Genomic DNA, 13,155 nt, shown 5'->3' on the forward strand with positions numbered 1-13,155 from the left:
GGCGCGCACGCCGGCCATCACCCGAACACGACCGCCACCCCGACACGACCGCCACCCGCACGGGAGCACTCGCACCCGCGTCACCTGTGCCGCGCCGGCCGAGGTCCGTCCCTCCCGACGGGTCAGCCTCGGCCGACGCGGGGCGCAACTGGCTTCAGAGGGCGCACCCCTGGGTGTCGACCTGCTGGAAGGCCGTGCGGCCGGCGTCGATGTCCTCGCTGATCTCGTCGGCGGTCAGTACGTAACCGGTGTCGGCGTCGTCGCGGGACTTGGCGAACACCACTCCGTACACCTGACCGTCCGGAGTGAGCAGGGGGCCGCCGGAGTTGCCCTCGCGCACGAGCGCGTAGAGCGAGTACACGTCGCGGCGGACGGTGCCCCGGTGGTAGATGTCGGGGCCGTCCGGTTCGATGCGGTCGCGGACCCGCGCGGAGCGGACGTCGTAACCGCCGTTCTCCGGGAAACCGGCCACGATGGCGCTGTCACCGGTCTTCGCATCGGTCGTGGTGAATTTCAGCGCTGTGGCCCGGAGTTCCGGAACGTCGAGCACGGCGATGTCGCGCTGCCAGTCGTAGACGACGACCTTGGCGTCGTACACCCTTCCCTCGCCGCCGACCTGCACGGTGGGCTCGTCGACACCGCCGACGACATGGGCGTTGGTCATGACGCGCCCGTCCGCGAAGACGAAGCCGGTGCCTTCGAGGACCTTCCCGCAGCTCGGGGCCATGCCGACGACCTTGACGACGGACTTCTTCGCGCGGGCCACCACGGGGCTGCCCGTCAGCGCCGGGTCCGGGGGCTCGACCTCGGTGATCGGTTCGCTGGCGAACGGGCTGAAGACCTGCGGGAAGCCGTTCTGCGAGAGGACGGCCGAGAAGTCGTTGAACCAGGTCGACGTCTGCTCGGGCATCACGCGGGAGACCCCGAGCAGGACGGAGGAGTTGCGGACCTGCTTGCCCAGAGTGGGAAGTGACGTGCCCGCCAGTGCGGAGCCGATCAGCCAGGCGACCAGCAGCATCGCGGCCACGTTGACCAGCGCGCCGCCGGTGGCGTCCACGGCGCGCGCGGGCGACCAGGTGATGTGGCCGCGGAGCTTGTTGCCGAGGTGGGTGGTGCACGCCTGACCGACCGACGCGCACACGATCACGATCACGACCGCCACCACGGCCGCCGTGGAGGAGACCTCGGAGTTGGCCGTGACTCGGTCCCAGAGGACCGGCAACAGGTAGACCGCCGCCAGGCCTCCCCCCAGGAAGCCGATCACGGACAGGATGCCGACGACGAAACCCTGGCGGTAGCCGATGACCGCGAACCACACGGCGCCGACGAGCAGCAGGATGTCCAGCACGTTCACCGTCTATAGCCTCACAGATTCGTCACCTGGCCCGTCGGGTGACGGGGTCCCGGGGGCCCGGAACAGCCCAGCAGGGGAGCCAGCCTGTCATGCGTGCCAGTCGAGCGGCACCTGCCTGGTCCTGTCCCAGGGGCGTTCCCAGCCCGCGAAGTGGAGAATCCGGTCGATCAGTCCTGCGGTGAACCCCCAGACCAGGGCGTCCTCCACCAGGAACGCGGGGCCCATGAAGCCGCTGGGGTGCTTGGTGATCACCCGGTTGGCCGGGTCCGTGAGATCGGCCACGGGGACGGTGAAGACCCGCGCCGTCTCGGCGGCGTCGACCGCGCGGACGGGGCTCGGCGTCCGCCACCAGCCGAGCACCGGGGTCACCACGAAGCTGCTGACCGGAATGTAGAGCCGGGGCAGCACGCTGAAGATCTGGACACCGCGCGGGTCGAGGCCGGTCTCCTCCTCGGCCTCCCGCAGCGCCGCCCTGAGCGGACCGGTGGTCGCTTGGTCGCCGTCCTCGGGGTCCAAGGCGCCTCCGGGGAAGGCCGTCTGCCCCGCGTGCGAGCGCAGGGTTCCGGCGCGCTCCATCAACAGCAACTCCGGTCCGCGTTCGCCCTCGCCGAAGAGGATGAGCACGGCCGACTGGCGCCCGGCACCACTCTCCGGCGGCAGGAAGCGGCTCAGCTGTTGCGGCCGGACATCGCGCGCGGCCTCGGCGACCGGGTCGAGCCAGGACGGCATGCCCTGGGTGGTGACGGCGACCGCCTCGCCGGGGACGAGTCGCCCGCCCGGCCGGTGCGTCGCGCCGTCCGTCTGCGCGGCACTCGTCGGCCGCGTCGTGCTCGGTGTACAGGTCATGGGCACCCCCGGTTTCTCACAACGCCTGTCATCTGCCAATTCGTTCCGGCCTCATCCGTACGGGGGACGAGCGGCACGTTCCGCGACGACGGCCGCCGGACGCGCGGGAGCCGGCGGCCGGTCCGGGACGGCCGGGCGCGCTGGGGCTGACCCGTCGTAAGGCGCGGGCCGGGTTCTCCCTCATTCGGCTCCCGCACCCGGTGCGGTCTTCGCTCCGCGTGCGGCCCGGCCCGCCGCGTCTTCGGCCGCGTCCTCCCGCGCGGACGCCAGGGCGGTTTCCTGCGCCGCCGCCTCCCGCCCGTCCAGGCCCGGCGCGGGTTCGCCCGGATAGTCGGCGGGCGGGCTCAGACGCTGTCCCGGATAGCCGCCCTTCTCGTACTTCAGCAGCTTCCTGGCCCTCGCAGGGTCCGTCTCCCCCTCGCCGTACGAGGGGCAGAGCGGCGCGATCGGACACGCGCCGCACGCGGGCTTGCGGGAATGACAGATCCGGCGGCCGTGGAAGACGACCCGGTGCGAGAGCATCGTCCACTCGCTCTTCGGGAAGATCTCGGCGACCACCGCCTCGACCTTCACCGGGTCTTCCTCGTCGGTCCACTTCCACCGGCGTACCAGTCGGCCGAAGTGGGTGTCGACGGTGATGCCGGGGACCCCGAAAGCGTTGCCGAGGACCACGTTGGCCGTCTTGCGGCCGACGCCGGGCAGGGTCACGAGGTCGTCGAGCCGACCGGGCACCTCGCCGCCGAAGTTGTCCCGGATCGCCGCCGAGAGGCCGAGGAGCGACCTGGTCTTCGCCCGGAAGAACCCGGTCGGCCGGATCAGCTCCTCCATGTCCTCCGGAACGGCGGCCGCCATGTCCTCGGGAGTGGGGTATGCGGCGAAGAGCGCGGGCGTGGTCTGGTTGACCCTCAGGTCGGTGGTCTGCGCGGAGAGCACGGTGGCGACGAGGAGCTCGAAGGGATTGCGGAAGTCCAGTTCCGGATGGGCGTACGGATAGACCTCGGCCAGCTCACGGTTGATCCGCCGGGCGCGACGGACCATCGCCAGATGCGACTCGGGCTTGGCCGGCTTCGGCCGTACCGGCTTCGGGACGGCGGATTTCGGGACGGCGGGCTTCGACGCCGCGGACTTCGACGCCGCGGACTTCGACGCGTCGGGCTTGGAGGAGGCGGGCTTCCGTACGGCGGACTTCGGCGGCCCGGCGGATTTCGGCCCGGCCGGACGTGCCTTCCGCGGCACCCCCGAGCCATGTTCGCCCACAGCTGAATCTCGCTTCTCCGACACCTCGGTGGCCCCCTCGGCCTTCGCTCCCAGCAGCTTTCCGGACACCCGGTCAGCCTATGGCCCGCCCCTCGGATTCGCCCCTGTCAGCGGGTTTCCACCCCCGATCGGCCCCCTGCCGTACGATCCGGGCCGCTCGTGCGTCAAACTGGTTTGTGATTGATCGCACTGTTTTACCGTCCGGCATGATGGGGACCACGGTTCCCTGAACAGGCCGACAAGGAGAGATCTCGTGGACGACGTTCTACGACGCGCCCCGCTTTTCGCGGCGCTCGATGACGAGCAGGCCGCGGAACTCCGCGCCTCGATGAGTGAGGTGACCCTCGCGCGCGGAGACGCGCTTTTCCACGAGGGTGACCCCGGCGACCGCCTGTACGTGGTCACCGACGGCAAGGTGAAGCTCCACCGCACCTCCCCCGACGGGCGCGAGAACATGCTCGCCGTCCTCGGTCCGGGTGAGCTGATCGGCGAGCTGTCGCTGTTCGACCCGGGTCCGCGTACCGCCACCGCCACGGCGCTCACCGAGGTCAAGCTGCTCGGCCTCGGCCACGGCGATCTGCAGCCCTGGCTGAACGCCCGCCCGGAGGTCGCCACCGCGTTGCTGCGCGCCGTCGCCCGCCGCCTGCGCAAGACCAACGACCAGATGTCCGACCTGGTCTTCTCCGACGTGCCGGGCCGTGTCGCCCGTGCCCTCCTGGATCTTTCGCGCCGCTTCGGCGTCCAGTCCGAGGAAGGCATCCACGTCGTCCACGACCTCACCCAGGAGGAGCTGGCCCAGCTGGTAGGCGCCTCCCGCGAGACGGTCAACAAGGCGCTCGCGGACTTCGCGGGCCGCGGCTGGCTCCGCCTGGAGGCCCGCGCCGTGATCCTGCTCGACGTCGAGCGTCTGGCGAAGCGCTCGCGCTGACCCTGCGGACTGCCCCGGCGGCTCCCGGAGCCGTCCCGTGCACGGGCGGTGACCCGCCCGCACCGGTGCTGAAGCCGCGCGAAGAGGCCCTGCCGTCCTTGGCAGGGCCTCTCGGCCGTTCCCGGGCATGGTCCAGGCCCCTCCTGGGCACGTGTGGGCGCGGACGGCCCGGCGCGGACCTGCCCCGGCCGGCACGGCTCAGATCAGCCCGTGCTCACCCAGGTACTCCAGCTGTGCCCGTACGGACAGCTCGGCCGCAGGCCACAAGGACCGGTCCACGTCCGCGTAGACCCGGGCCACCACCTCGGACGGCGTGAGCAGCCCCGACTCCACGGCCGTCTCCACCTGGGCCAGCCGGTGGGCGCGGTGCGCGAGGTAGAACTCCACCGCCCCCTGGGCGTCCTCCAGCACCGGACCGTGGCCCGGCAGGACCGTGTGGACCCCGTCGTCCGTGGTCAGCGAGCGCAGCCGCCGCAGGGTGTCGAGGTAGTCGCCGAGCCGTCCGTCCGGATGCGCGACGACGGTCGTGCCCCGGCCGAGGATGGTGTCGCCGGTCAGCACCGCGCCGTCCGCGGGCAGGTGGAACGAGAGCGAGTCGGCGGTGTGTCCGGGCGTGGGGACGACCCGGAGTTCGATTCCCCCGGTGGTGACGACGTCCCCGGCCGCCAGTCCTTCGTCGCCGAGCCGCAACGCGGGGTCGAGCGCGCGTACTTTCGTGCGCGTCAGTGCGGCGAAGCGGGCCGCGCCTTCGGCGTGGTCCGGGTGGCCGTGCGTGAGCAGGGTGAGCGCGATGCGTCGGCCGGCCCGGGCGGCGGTGTCGATCACGGCGCGCAGGTGGGTGTCGTCCAGCGGTCCCGGGTCCACGACGACCGCGAGGTCCGAGTCCGGCTCGGCCAGGATCCAGGTGTTGGTTCCGTCCAGGGTCATGGCGGAGGCGTTGGGGGCCAGGACGTTGACCGCGCGGGCAGTGGCGGGGCCGGAGACGACCTGGCCGCGGGGCTGTCCGGGCAGAAGCGCGGCGTCGCTCATGCCGTACCTCCGGCTCGGGGTTCCGCGGGCGGGACGGGAGTGGTGAATTCGTCGTGTCCCGGCCAGATCAGCACCAGCTTGTCGTCCTCCAGCCGTGCTCGCGCGAGCACGGGGGCGAGGTCCTGGGTCGCCGCCGCCTTCAGTGCTTCTCCTGCCGTCCCGTACGGCAGGAGCGAACGCAGGGTGGTCACGGTGGGCGGCATCATCTGCAGCTCGCCCCTCGCGTGGCCCGTGGTGGCGTCGGCGGGGGTGATCCACACCGACCGGTCGGCCTCGGTCGAGACGTTCCGGGTGAGCTGGCCCGCCGGGAGCACCGCGACGAAGAACCAGGTGTCGTAGCGCCGGGTCTCGAACTCGGGGGTGATCCACCGGGCCCAGGCACCCAGCAGGTCGGAGCGCAGGACGAGCCGTCGCCGCTCCAGGAACCCGGCGAAGGAGACGTCCCGGGCGACGAGCGCTGCGCGGTCCGCCTCCCAGTCCGCGCCCGTGGTATCGCCGACGACGGTGTCGGGGGTGGGGCCCGCGAGCAGGACGCCGGCCTCCTCGAAGGTCTCCCGAACCGCCGCGCACACGATCGCCTGGGCCTCCGCCGCGCTCGGGACGCCGAGTCGTGCGGCCCAGCTCTCCAGGGACGGTCCGGCCCAGCCGACCACGTGGTCGTCGTCGCGCGGGTCCACCCCGCCGCCCGGATAGGCGTACGCGCCTCCGGCGAAGGCCATGGTGGTACGGCGTCGCAGCATGTGGACGGACGGCCCTGCGGCTCCCGCTCCGGTGCCGGCTGCCGCGGAATCCCGCAGCAGCATCACGGTGGCGGCGCGCCGGGGAACCACGGCCGTCAGCTCGCCCGCGGCGAGGGCTCTGATCCGGTCGGGCCATTCCGGTGGGTACCACTGACCTTGGGACATGGCCGGAGGCTATCCGGATCGATCGATTTGTTCGAGAGGGGAATGCGTGTTCCCCTCTCGAATCCCGGAGCGGATACGAAAAGATCCCGCCCGGCCCCGAAGGACCGGGCGGGACGGATAAGCAGGGGACCTACGGTCAGGCGGAGACCAGCTCGACCTGGATCTCGACCTCGACCGGAGCGTCGAGCGGCAGTACCGCGACACCGACGGCGCTGCGGGCGTGCACGCCCTTGTCGCCGAGCGCCTCGCCCAGCAGCTCGCTGGCGCCGTTGATCACGCCGGGCTGTCCGGTGAAGTCGGGGGCGGAGGCGACGAACCCGACGACCTTGACGACCCGGGCGATCCGGTCCAGGTCGCCGACGACCGACTTCACGGCCGCGAGGGCGTTGAGCGCGCAGACCCGGGCGAGGTCCTTGGCCTCTTCGGCCGTCACCTCGCCGCCGACCTTGCCGGTCACACCGAGTCGGCCCTCGACCATCGGCAGCTGGCCGGACGTGTAGACGTACGCTCCGGACTGCACGGCCGGCTGGTAGGCGGCCAGCGGCGGAACGACGTCCGGCAGGTCGAGCCCGAGCTCGGCGAGCCTCGCCTCGACGGCGCCCGCCACTACGACCTCTCCCGCTTCAGGTAGGCCACGAGCTGCTCGGGGTTGTTCGGCCCGGGCACGACCTGGACCAGCTCCCAGCCGTCCTCGCCCCAGGTGTCCAGAATCTGCTTGGTCGCGTGCACGAGGAGCGGCACGGTCGCGTATTCCCACTTGGTCATGGCCCGACTGTAATGCCTGGCACGGGCGCTCCCGTGCGTAGGCCGGCGACCTACTGGTTAGGCTCGAAGCGTGAGCAGGTTCCAGGTCGTCAGCGGCAAGGGCGGCACCGGTAAGACGACGGTGGCCGCTGCCCTCGCGCTCGCCCTCGCGGCCGAGGGGCGGCGCACCCTCCTCGTTGAGGTGGAGGGACGCGGCGGCATCGCCGAACTCTTCGGCGCGAGCGCCAACCCCTACGAGGAACGCAGGATCGCCGACGTGCCGGGCGGTGGCGAGGTGTTCGCGCTGGCCATCGACGCCGAGCAGGCGCTCCTCGACTACCTCCAGATGTTCTACAAGCTCGGCAGCGCGGGCCGGGCGCTCAAGAAACTCGGTGCGATCGACTTCGCCACCACCATCGCGCCCGGGGTCCGGGACGTCCTGCTGACCGGCAAGGCGTGCGAAGCCGTGCGCCGGAAGGACAAGCAGGGTCGTTTCGTCTACGACCACGTGATCATGGACGCGCCGCCCACCGGACGGATCACCCGTTTCCTCAACGTCAACGACGAGGTGGCCGGGCTGGCCCGGATCGGCCCGATACACCACCAGGCACAGTCCGTGATGCGGGTCCTCAAGTCCCCCGACACCGCGGTCCATCTGGTGACCCTGCTGGAGGAGATGCCGGTGCAGGAGACCGCGGACGGCATCGAGGAACTGCGCCGCGCCCAGCTCCCGGTGGGCCGGGTGATCGTCAACATGGTCCGCCCCCACCTGCTCGACGAGGAGGCGCTGAGCACGGCGTCGGGCGCGCGCCGCAAGGAGATCGCGAAGACGCTGACCAGGGCCGGTGTCACCGGGTCGGCGGCCCTGGTCCGCCCGCTGATCGCGCAGGCGGCCGAGCACGCGCAGCGGGTCGGCCTGGAACGCGAGCAGCGGGCCGTACTGGCCGGGATCGGGCTGCCCACGGACGAGCTGCCGCTGTTGGGCGAGGGCATCGACCTCGCCGCGCTGCACGTCCTGGCCGGGGAGCTCCGCAAACAGGGCGCAGGGGAAGAGGAGGCGTCATGACGCGGGCGTCCGGCGCCGCAACCGGCCCGATGGGCGGGAACGGCTCGCAAGAGGTGGACGGTACGGAAGGGGTGGATGGTACGGAAGGGGTGGACGGTACGGAAGCGGCGAGCGGCCCGGCGCGCGCGCCGGGCCTCGACACCGACGCGCTGCTCGACGACCCCGGCATCCGGATCGTGGTGTGCTGCGGCTCCGGCGGTGTCGGCAAGACGACCACGGCAGCGGCACTGGGCGTACGGGCGGCGGAGCGCGGGCGCAAGGTGGTCGTCCTCACCATCGACCCGGCGCGACGGCTCGCCCAGTCGATGGGCATCGACCGGCTCGACAACGTCCCGCGCCGGGTCGAGGACATCGCGGGCACGGGCGAACTGCACGCCATGATGCTCGACATGAAGCGGACCTTCGACGAGACGGTCGAGGCGCACGCGGACGCGGAGCGGGCCCGCGCCATCCTGGAGAACCCCTTCTACCAGTCCCTGTCGGCCGGTTTCGCGGGCACGCAGGAGTACATGGCCATGGAGAAGCTCGGCCAGCTGAGGGCGCGCGACGAGTGGGACCTGATCATCGTCGACACCCCGCCCTCGCGCTCCGCGCTGGACTTCCTGGACGCGCCGAAGCGCCTCGGATCGTTCCTGGACGGCACGTTCATCCGACTGCTGATGGCGCCGGCGAAGATGGGCGGCCGGGCCGGGATGAAGTTCCTCAACGTGGGCATGTCGATGATGACGGGCACCCTCGGGAAGCTGTTGGGCGGCCAGTTCCTCCGGGACGTACAGACGTTCGTAGCCGCGATGGACTCGATGTTCGGCGGGTTCCGTACGCGGGCGGACGCCACCTACCAACTGCTCCAGGCTCCGGGGACCGCGTTCCTGGTGGTCGCGACTCCGGAGCGGGACGCGCTGCGCGAGGCGGCGTACTTCGTGGAGCGGCTCGCCGCCGAACGCATGCCGCTGGCAGGGCTGGTACTCAACCGGGCGCACGACAGCGAGGCCTCGCGCCTGACCGCCGAGCAGGCGCTCGCCGCCGCCGAAAATCTTGAGGCGGCGGGCATGGTGGATCAGGCCGCCGGGAAGACTGGTCTTCGTGACCCGGCGGTAGCCCCTTCTCCCGAGGCATCCCCCGAAACCGCTGAGTCCTCCCCCCTTACCGGCAAGGACGGCGCACCGGCGGTCCCCGTCGTCGCGATCGAGGAGCTCACCGAAGGGCTGCTGCGCCTGCACGCCGAACGCATGCAGGTCGTGGCCCGCGAACGGCTCACCCGCGAGCGCTTCACCGCCGCCCACCCGGAGGTCCTGGTGACCGAGGTGGCCGCGCTGCCGGGCGACGTGCACGATCTTGCGGGCCTGCGGACCGTGGGCGACCGCCTCGCGACCGGCGCCGCCGGCTGCGATCCCGCCGGGCCGGTCTGAGGGCCCGAGCCCGCCGCCCGACCGCGCTGAGCGCGCACCCGTGATCAGGCGCGCACGGCCACGTGAGCCTGCGGAAACACGGGCGGGCAGGTACGCGCACGCGCGGAGGCATGCGCATCACCGGTACCGGCCGACCGTGGCACGGGAGCGGAAAGCGGGCACGCCCGACCGTGGCAGGGCCCCGGTTCGCCCGGAGCATCCCCCGTACGGCGCGTTCGCGCGACTCCGTACGGGGACATCGACAGCTTTATCCCCCTGTCGACCCATCAGCCCAACCGGGCTGCGGATCTTGAGCGTTACCCCACTGCGGCGTACGTCTCCTGGAAGTCGTCGTCGTCCATCTCGATGACTCCGGGCAGCATGCCGGTCGAGCGCTCGTACTCACTGCGCGCGGTCTCCAGCAGACGCCGCCAGGACGTGACGGTGGGGCGGCGGCGCAACAGTGCGCGGCGCTCCCGCTCCGTCATTCCGCCCCACACGCCGAACTCGACGTGATTGTCGAGCGCGTCGGCCAGGCACTCCGTCCGCACCGGGCATCCGGTGCACACCGCCTTGGCCCTGTTCTGCGCTGCCCCTTGTACGAACAGCTCGTCCGGATCGGTAGTGCGGCAGGCTGCCTGCGCACTCCAGTCGGTTACCCAGCCCATGCCGGCGCCGTCCTCTCCCGAATTGAGGCTCCCCCACGGCGGCAGCGGCATATTCACCGCTGCCAGTTGAGGACGTTACGGAAGCGGCCACGAGCACAACACCCCCTTCGGGCCCAATCTTGAATGGCCCGAACGGACTATGCGTACGCGGCAGATCACCCAGGGGAGTGATGCGAGGACATGCGAGGCCAACTGTGCAAAATCGGGACAGTACACCCGAGTTGCAAAGGACTCTTCATGACACACCAGGCGTTTTCGGGGACGCCTTGCGCGTGGTCCTCATACACGGGCACCGAGCGGGGGGACGCATGCAGCGCGTGCGTGGGGGTTGATACGGGGCCGGACTGCTGTGACAGTTGAGTGCAGCTTAGGCCAAGGGATGCGCGCGTGTCCGGCGAATGACAACGTAGCCACTGCACCGTGCCGTCACGCCGGCGCACGCCTGCGTCTCAGGTCTGCGCCGCCGCGCGCCCGCAGACCCCCGCCGCCCCGCCCGCACACCCTGTGACGTGCGGAATCGGACTCCCAAACCCGCTTCTCGTAACGGGTTGGTACCTGAACATCCCGAGCGGAGCCTGCTCCATCGGAACGTACAGGGATACGGATTAGGCTGCCCCCATGCCAAAAAAGCGCTCGGGCGGGGGTCTCACCACGACCCAGCAGGCCGCCAAGTTCCTCGGTGTCGCCGCGCTCTCCGGAGCTGTGCTGGCAGGCATCGCACTGCCGGCCGCGGGCGCACTGGGTCTCGCCGCCAAGGGGACGGTCGAGGGATTCGACGAGATCCCCGCCAACCTCAAGACACCACCGCTCAGCCAGCGCACCACGATCCTGGACGCCGACGGGGGTGCCATCGCGACGGTGTACTCCCGCGACCGCACCGTCGTGCCGCTCAAGGACATCTCCCCTTACATGCAGAACGCGATCGTTGCGATCGAGGACTCCCGCTTCTACGAGCACGGGGCGGTCGACCTCAAGGGCATCCTGCGTGCGATGAACCGCAACGTGCAGTCGGGCGGGACGGCGGAAGGCGCGTCGACCCTCACCCAGCAGTACGTGAAGAACGTCTTCGTCGAGGAGGCGGGCGACGACCCGGAGAAGGTCGCCGAGGCCACCCAGCAGACCCTGGGCCGCAAGGTCCGTGAGCTGAAGTACGCGATCCAGGTCGAAGAGGAGCTCGGCAAGAAGAAGATCCTCGAGAACTACCTCAACATCACGTTCTTCGGGCAGCAGGCCTACGGCGTGGAGGCCGCCTCCCAGCGGTACTTCTCCAAGCACGCCAAGGACCTGAAGCTGGAGGAAGCCGCGCTGCTCGCCGGCATCGTCCAGTCGCCCAGCCGGTACGACCCCGTCAACGACGAGGAAGAGGCGACCAAGCGCCGCAACACGGTGCTCGCGCGCATGGCCGCGACCGGCAGCGTCTCGCAGGCCGAGGCCGACAAGGCCATGGCGGCGCCGATCAAGCTGAAGGTCAAGACCCCGCAGAACGGCTGCATCACCGCCGTCAGCGGCGCGGGCTTCTTCTGCGACTACGTACGCAAGGTCATCCTCTCCGACCCCACCTTCGGCAAGACGAGCGAGGAGCGCTCGAAGCTCTGGAACCTCGGCGGTCTGACGATAAAGACCACGCTCTCCCCGCGCGCCCAGGAGGCCGCCGACGAGGCCGCCACCGCGAAGGTCAACAAGAACGACAAGGTCGCCGCCTCGGTGGTGCAGGTCGAACCCGGCACCGGCAAGATCCTCTCGATGGGCCAGTCCCGCCCCTACGGCCTGGACCAGAAGAAGCACGAGACGGTCCTCAACCTCGCCGTCGGCTCCGCGATGGGCGGCTCCACCTACGGCTTCCAGGTCGGCTCCACCTTCAAGCCGATCACCGCGGCCGCAGCGCTGGAGAAGGGCATCAGCCCGGCCCAGTCGTTCAGCACGGATCACGAGATCACGCTGCCGAGGCCGTCCTTCACCACCTGTTCGGGCGCCATCGCGATGGACAAGGACTGGCTCGTGGGGAACGAGACGGAAGAGGAGAAGGGCACCTGGGACATGACCAGCGCCCTCGGCAAGTCCATCAACACCTACTTCGCGAAGCTGGAGCAGAAGGCCGGACTCTGCGACACGGTCCAGATGGCGAAGAAGGTCGGCTACGCCCGCGGTGACGGCACGGCCGTCCCGGAGGCTCCCGCCATCACGCTCGGCGGTGTCGAGAGCACCCCGCTCGGCATGGCAGCCTCCTACGCGACGTTCGCCAACCGCGGCACGTACTGCACCCCGATCGCCATCCAGTCGATCACCGACGCCAACGGCAAGAAGCTCGCCGTGCCGAAGTCGGAGTGCTCGCAGGCGATGAGCGAGAAGACCGCAGACACGATCAACCAGATGCTGAAGGGTGTCGTCGAGGACGGCACCGGTACGGCGGCCGGACTGAGCGACCGCGACAACGCGGGCAAGACCGGTACGACCAACGACCGCAAGGACGCCTGGTTCGTCGGCTACACCCCGAACCTGTCCACAGCAGTCTGGGTCGGTGCCGACATCGGCAAGAAGATCCCGATGTACGACATCAACATCGGCGGACAGTACTACGACAAGGTCTGTGGTGGCTGTCTGCCCGGTCCCATCTGGAAGATCGCGATGACCGGCGCGCTCGATGCCAGCGAGACCCCGTCCTTCAACACCGTCGCGGTCCCGCGCGGTGAGGAGAAGGGCGACAAAGACAAGAACAAGGGCCAGGACGGCGACGACACCGGCGACGACACCGACCCGACGCCCGGCATCACCGTGCTGCCGGACTTCCTCGGCGGCAACCAGGGCAACCAGGGCGGCCGGCACGGCGGTCAGGACGCCGGCGGGAACGGGCCGTGACGGAAGGGCCGCCGGCCGCCCCGCCCGTCACGCGGCTTTGACGGGCGGGGCGGGAGCAGCTGGATCTGCTTTTCCTACGTGAACGTACGAAGTGGGGCGCCCCCGGTCACCGGG

General features: G+C 70.6%; 12 protein-coding genes. 4 read left to right on the plus strand and 8 right to left on the minus strand.

The features are described 5' to 3' along the window. Window positions 1-154: 154 nt before the first annotated feature. From ACFWEP_RS09255 to nth, 3 genes are all read right to left on the minus strand, one after another. Entirely contained in the window at window positions 155-1,354 is a 1,200-nt protein-coding gene (locus tag ACFWEP_RS09255) for a MarP family serine protease (RefSeq protein WP_387368019.1), read from the minus strand. Window positions 1,355-1,441: 87 nt separating this feature from the next. Further along, on the minus strand, window positions 1,442-2,083 hold the full coding sequence (locus ACFWEP_RS09260; RefSeq protein WP_387368048.1) for an NUDIX hydrolase: 642 nt from the start codon (window positions 2,081-2,083) through the stop codon (window positions 1,442-1,444). 297 nt (window positions 2,084-2,380) lie between these two features. Further along, entirely contained in the window at window positions 2,381-3,436 is a 1,056-nt protein-coding gene (gene nth, locus ACFWEP_RS09265; RefSeq protein ID WP_387368050.1) for an endonuclease III, read from the minus strand. A gap of 274 nt (window positions 3,437-3,710) precedes the next feature. On the opposite strand from nth, the gene ACFWEP_RS09270 reads away from it, so the two are divergent. After that, window positions 3,711-4,385, plus strand: coding sequence for a Crp/Fnr family transcriptional regulator (locus ACFWEP_RS09270; RefSeq protein WP_150489041.1), 675 nt, complete (start codon window positions 3,711-3,713; stop codon window positions 4,383-4,385). Between the two features lie 198 nt (window positions 4,386-4,583). Here ACFWEP_RS09270 and ACFWEP_RS09275 read toward each other — a convergent pair whose 3' ends face one another. From ACFWEP_RS09275 to ACFWEP_RS09290, 4 genes are all read right to left on the minus strand, one after another. Beyond that, window positions 4,584-5,414: an MBL fold metallo-hydrolase gene (locus ACFWEP_RS09275; protein WP_387368022.1), complete on the minus strand. Its 831-nt coding sequence runs from the start codon at window positions 5,412-5,414 to the stop codon at window positions 4,584-4,586. After that, complete coding sequence (locus tag ACFWEP_RS09280; RefSeq protein WP_387368025.1) at window positions 5,411-6,319, minus strand: NUDIX hydrolase; 909 nt, start codon at window positions 6,317-6,319, stop codon at window positions 5,411-5,413. Before ACFWEP_RS09280 ends, ACFWEP_RS09275 begins: the two co-directional genes overlap by 4 nt. A gap of 136 nt (window positions 6,320-6,455) precedes the next feature. Continuing rightward, on the minus strand, window positions 6,456-6,926 hold the full coding sequence (locus ACFWEP_RS09285) for a RidA family protein (RefSeq protein WP_387368028.1): 471 nt from the start codon (window positions 6,924-6,926) through the stop codon (window positions 6,456-6,458). Then, window positions 6,926-7,084: a DUF4177 domain-containing protein gene (locus tag ACFWEP_RS09290; RefSeq protein ID WP_387368032.1), complete on the minus strand. Its 159-nt coding sequence runs from the start codon at window positions 7,082-7,084 to the stop codon at window positions 6,926-6,928. The genes ACFWEP_RS09285 and ACFWEP_RS09290 overlap by 1 nt, the downstream gene beginning before the upstream one ends. A gap of 70 nt (window positions 7,085-7,154) precedes the next feature. Here ACFWEP_RS09290 and ACFWEP_RS09295 point away from each other — a divergent pair, with 70 nt between their 5' ends. Both ACFWEP_RS09295 and ACFWEP_RS09300 read left to right on the plus strand, forming a co-directional pair. Beyond that, on the plus strand, window positions 7,155-8,129 hold the full coding sequence (locus ACFWEP_RS09295) for an ArsA-related P-loop ATPase (protein WP_387368035.1): 975 nt from the start codon (window positions 7,155-7,157) through the stop codon (window positions 8,127-8,129). Window positions 8,130-8,158: 29 nt separating this feature from the next. Continuing rightward, the gene (locus tag ACFWEP_RS09300) at window positions 8,159-9,538 is read left to right on the plus strand and encodes an ArsA family ATPase (protein WP_387368053.1); all 1,380 of its coding nucleotides are present in this window, start codon (window positions 8,159-8,161) and stop codon (window positions 9,536-9,538) included. 296 nt (window positions 9,539-9,834) lie between these two features. Here ACFWEP_RS09300 and ACFWEP_RS09305 read toward each other — a convergent pair whose 3' ends face one another. Further along, window positions 9,835-10,185 (minus strand): WhiB family transcriptional regulator, encoded by a 351-nt coding sequence (locus ACFWEP_RS09305; protein WP_328720321.1) that lies wholly within the window; start codon window positions 10,183-10,185, stop codon window positions 9,835-9,837. 618 nt (window positions 10,186-10,803) lie between these two features. Between ACFWEP_RS09305 and ACFWEP_RS09310 the strand changes: the two genes are divergently transcribed. Continuing rightward, on the plus strand, window positions 10,804-13,041 hold the full coding sequence (locus ACFWEP_RS09310) for a transglycosylase domain-containing protein (RefSeq protein WP_387368039.1): 2,238 nt from the start codon (window positions 10,804-10,806) through the stop codon (window positions 13,039-13,041). The last annotated feature ends 114 nt before the right edge of the window (window positions 13,042-13,155 follow it).

The organism is Streptomyces sp. NPDC060198 (assembly GCF_042728415.1).
In the GTDB taxonomy this organism is placed as follows: Bacteria; Actinomycetota; Actinomycetes; order Streptomycetales; family Streptomycetaceae; genus Streptomyces.

Coding starts and splice junctions, on each gene's coding strand:
- ACFWEP_RS09300 (WP_387368053.1), top strand. CDS start 8,159: ATGGGCGGGAACGGCTCGCAAGAGGTGGACGGTACGGAAGGGGTGGAT.
- ACFWEP_RS09280 (WP_387368025.1), bottom strand. CDS start 6,319: ATGTCCCAAGGTCAGTGGTACCCACCGGAATGGCCCGACCGGATCAGA.
- ACFWEP_RS09310 (WP_387368039.1), top strand. CDS start 10,804: ATGCCAAAAAAGCGCTCGGGCGGGGGTCTCACCACGACCCAGCAGGCC.
- ACFWEP_RS09290 (WP_387368032.1), bottom strand. CDS start 7,084: ATGACCAAGTGGGAATACGCGACCGTGCCGCTCCTCGTGCACGCGACC.
- ACFWEP_RS09260 (WP_387368048.1), bottom strand. CDS start 2,083: ATGCCGTCCTGGCTCGACCCGGTCGCCGAGGCCGCGCGCGATGTCCGG.
- ACFWEP_RS09275 (WP_387368022.1), bottom strand. CDS start 5,414: ATGAGCGACGCCGCGCTTCTGCCCGGACAGCCCCGCGGCCAGGTCGTC.
- ACFWEP_RS09305 (WP_328720321.1), bottom strand. CDS start 10,185: ATGGGCTGGGTAACCGACTGGAGTGCGCAGGCAGCCTGCCGCACTACC.